The sequence below is a fragment of the Okeania sp. SIO2B9 genome (genome assembly GCF_010672505.1).
GTDB lineage: Bacteria > Cyanobacteriota > Cyanobacteriia > Cyanobacteriales > Microcoleaceae > Okeania > Okeania hirsuta.
On record NZ_JAAHGK010000700.1, the window covers coordinates 1 to 4,065 of the forward strand.

The following is a 4,065-nucleotide window of genomic DNA, read 5'->3' on the forward strand; positions in this document are numbered from 1 at the left end:
GGATGAAAATACAGAAATTTGGAAGAGTTTAGTTACATATTCTCGACAGGCGATCGTTAGTTCTAAATTGTCTTATCAAATTCTAGCTCCTGTAATTATTAAAGAACTTAATCAAGCAGGTGAGTTGATCCAAGCAGGAAAAGTACAGGAAATAGTGGAAAGTCAAGACCTTAAGGAAATAGCAACAGCTTCTGAACAGAAAAAAGTAACTTTGCCAAAAGAACCTAAAGAGTTAGTGAAATTAATTATTAAAAGTTTTAATCATAAGCAACTCGAAGCGATCGCTCGATTATTAGTTAAGCACGTTAAGTCGTCAAAAAATAATTGATTGACCATGATAATTTTCAAGCGTATCTTAAATTTTACTATCTTATATATCTGTCTTAATATCTGTAAGATTATTGGCAATTACTTATTTTATTTTAGAGATATTAGACATCTGGTAAGAATTAAAAATAAAATAAATTATTATTTATAAATTATCAATTATATCAAATCCGGTTAATTGCACATAAAAAAATTCTCCAATCGTCATAAGTAGGCCCATCTTTGTAATTCTCTCTCTTCCTGACTCCTGACTCCCCCTCCTGGGAGGGGTTAGGGGTGGGTTGACTCCTCCTGAGTTAACCATTCTATAACTGTTTAACCGGACTTGATATTATTCCTCTCTTGGTGCGAATTTCCTTTCGTCTGCCGCCAACGCGGTCGCACCGCTTCTTCCTTCTTCAACAGTTTCTCTTTTTCTTTCTGCAATACTTTCCTCAAGTTTATGCAAAGCATGATTAACTTTTTCTTCTAACTTTTGAAACTGATGTTGTCGTAGGTCGCTCCACTCTGGCAATTTTTTAATAAACTGCTGTAAATCAATAATCACACTTGTTAAATCATTAATTTGCTGTAATTCTGGTCGTTGTTTAAACTGCTGAGAAATCATTTCTAGCTCTGTTTGTAACAGTTTAATAGTTTGCTCCTGAATATCAAATCGATTAGACAAACTTTTCATAGTTTCCAGCAAAGGTTTAATCTTGATATCTTCCTGATTATTTTCTAAGTTTTTAGCAGCAGATTCAAAAAAAGTTATACTATTTTGTAACTGAGAAATCATTTGGTAAATTGACTTTTGATATTGCTCTAGTTTTCCAGCAGTATCAAATTTAATTACTTTAATTTGTGCTGCTAATTTATGTCGATTAACTAAATTAATTAACAGAGAAATCAAAACACACCCTACTGCATAAATAATTGGTTTATCAAATATATAATTTGCCAAAAATCCTACAACAGAAGCAGTAATAAAAATATATTCAGCAATTTCTAAAAGACTACGACGATAGAACATATTTATATATTTTTTAATTGACTTCTCAAAATTATTATATAGCAGAAGGAAGAATTCATTAATTGATAATTGATAATTGATAATGGATAATTATACCAATTTCATAAAATATTGCTACAGTCATGGCACAGAGAATAGGGAATAGGGAATAGGGAAAGAAAAACAGAAATATTAAAGAGGAAAAAAGGTTGAATTGCTAGAATTTATGGAATTTATATTTTTTTATTGTAGGAAGAAATCATCAACTAAGATGTAACTACCTTTTTTTAATTTGGTATTATCTCTATTCCCTCTGTCTTTTATGCTAAGTTATTGAGGGTTTTCAACTAGGACTTATGCTGATGATGAACCTCAGACAGAGGAATGTTTTCCCTCCTGTTCCCTGTTCCCTGTTCCCTGTTCCCTGCTATAGATAAAGAAATTAGTGAGGGATTATTTTCTCCTGAGCTAACAGTTATAGTAATAATTTTTGCCTCAATTAATCGTACTTCTTTTGGTGGTTTATCTATGCCAGGATTAATTAAATACGCAGGAAAACAAGCTGCACTTAAACTCAGTCGAATAGCATTACCTTTCTCAATTTTTATACAAGTTGGCTGTAAATATATTTTCACTGGTAAATCCTTAGAAACAACCTTGATATAACCTTGGGTAAAATTATAAACATTGCCGTTTGGTTTAACTTCAGATAACACAGCCGAAATGTCAAAACTACTGGTATCTGCTGTACAATAAACTTCTACATAAACATCTCCAGATATGTGTAAATCTTCTGTTAAAAATTCAGAAGTATAAGTCAAAATATCGGTACGACAATCTAATTCTGAACGTTCAAAAGAACCTGCTGGAAATGTGGCATGACCACCTAATGCTGGAACGGGTCGCCAAGGGTCATGTACGAATATATCATCAGTAGAAATGTCAGGATAATTATCGTTGAGTGTTCCTGAGTCTTCTCTCATATTTGCAAGTCCTGTACTAGCTAAATAATAAAACTGATAATTATTACTCGGCCAGGAATTAAAATTACGCCATTCGTTACTTCCCATCTCAAATAAAGAAACAGGCGATCGCTCTAATATTCCTGTATTTACTCCTTTGAGAAATTGGTCGAACCATAATATTTGTAAATCATCTATGGGGTTAGAAGCTGCTAAACCATAATTTATAGCTCCTAGTTTTCTTCCCCAGGGAATATGAGACCAAGGACCTACTATTAATTTTTGTAAGAATTTACTACGACAAAATATTTTTTTATATAAATTAATTGTGCCTCGTAAATAGGTATCAAACCAACCACCAATATGTAACATTGGTAGGTCTATGTTTTCTAAATTTGGTGATAGATTTTGCCAATATTCACCAGGTTTATAATTTTCTAACCATTGATGGTAAAAAGAATCTAGCCCATACTTATTCATTACTTCCGATAAAGCAGGAATTGGAGTAGAAAAAGAAAATTTTTTAGCAGCTTGATAAAGTTCTTGATAAGCTTGTTCATCTTCTTGTAAACGAGCAGTTTCTGTTGCTAGTTGAATTGCCCAACCCAAGTTAGTTTGTAAACAAAATTCTCCTCCTTCGTAAGCCCATTCTGAATATAAATTCTCAGCAATCATAGCAGGACAAATTGTTTTTAAAGCAGGAGGTTTAGCACTAGCAGCATATAGTTGAGTCATGCCTTGATAAGAGAATCCATACATCCCTATTTTGCCAGTGCTACCTGGTAAATTTGCTGCCCAATTAATAGTATCAATTCCATCTTCAATTTCATGGGCAAATAGTTGAAATTCTCCTTCAGATGTACCTCTACCTCGTACATCTTGAATAATCACAATATAACCATGGGAAGCATACCATTTTGGATGAGCGTAGACTACTGTAGAAGCGATCGCTCTGCCATAAGGTTGTCGCATTAATAGTACTGGAAATTCACCTTCTGCATCAGGGCGATAAATATCAGCGTCTAAACGTACTTCATCTCTGGTAAATATTGAAGCTGTTTCTTTGGGTAAAACTTTCATTTTAATATTGAGGCTGAATAAATGTATGATTTTACAGGAATTAGGAGGTAGCTCCATCAAGTATTGATGCTTAATTTATTGTCTAGTAGTGCACTGACACAGCTTAAATGGTGCATTAGAAAATGGGGGGATGGGGTGATGGGGAGATGGGGTGATGGGGTGATGATGAAAAAAGCTAATGCACTACTTTAGGTGTGTCGGTCCAGTAGGGTGCGTTAATGAAATGTAACGCACCATCTAGATTTTAATTTTCTTAGTAATTAACAATTAATACCAAATCCGCTTTAGCACTTACCAAAAATAAATTAACTATAATTCATATATATCAAGCTTTTCTCAATCATAAATTGTGGTCTATAGTAATCGAATTTGGTATAATAACTGCTTCTATTGAAAAATAAGAGAATTGAAAAAAATATTTTTATTATTTTTTATCTTTTATTCTGTAAAGTTGACTGTAGATCAAGACAGACAAGTAATAAATTTCATAATTCTGTGTAGCTTCACACACAATTGATATAACGGAGGATAGAAATCAAAATATTTTTGAGTGCTAATTAAGCAGATATAATATCAATTTTTATCATTTTCTTTGTGGGTTTAATACCCCACCGTCAACGGTCGTGTTCACGCATTACTTGGGGGAGCGTAGACGCGGAGCGGCCCTTCGTTGACTATCCCCATGTAATTTTCCTCCTGTCTCCT

The 4,065-nt window shown here is 33.3% G+C and carries 3 protein-coding genes and 1 pseudogene; 1 reads left to right on the forward strand and 3 read right to left on the reverse strand.

Annotated features, from left to right (window positions below):
• Positions 1-328 (forward strand): annotated as a pseudogene (locus F6K13_RS21905) (histidine kinase); the annotation flags it as partial.
• Positions 329-472: 144 nt separating this feature from the next.
• Here the strand turns inward: F6K13_RS21905 and F6K13_RS21910 are convergent.
• From F6K13_RS21910 to F6K13_RS21920, 3 genes are all read right to left on the reverse strand, one after another.
• Complete coding sequence (locus F6K13_RS21910) at positions 473-631, reverse strand: hypothetical protein (RefSeq protein WP_161564648.1); 159 nt, start codon at positions 629-631, stop codon at positions 473-475.
• 27 nt (positions 632-658) lie between these two features.
• The gene (locus F6K13_RS21915) at positions 659-1,339 is read right to left on the reverse strand and encodes a hypothetical protein (protein ID WP_124146432.1); all 681 of its coding nucleotides are present in this window, start codon (positions 1,337-1,339) and stop codon (positions 659-661) included.
• Between the two features lie 326 nt (positions 1,340-1,665).
• Positions 1,666-3,360 (reverse strand): CocE/NonD family hydrolase, encoded by a 1,695-nt coding sequence (locus tag F6K13_RS21920; RefSeq protein WP_287288370.1) that lies wholly within the window; start codon positions 3,358-3,360, stop codon positions 1,666-1,668.
• Positions 3,361-4,065: the final 705 nt, after the last annotated feature.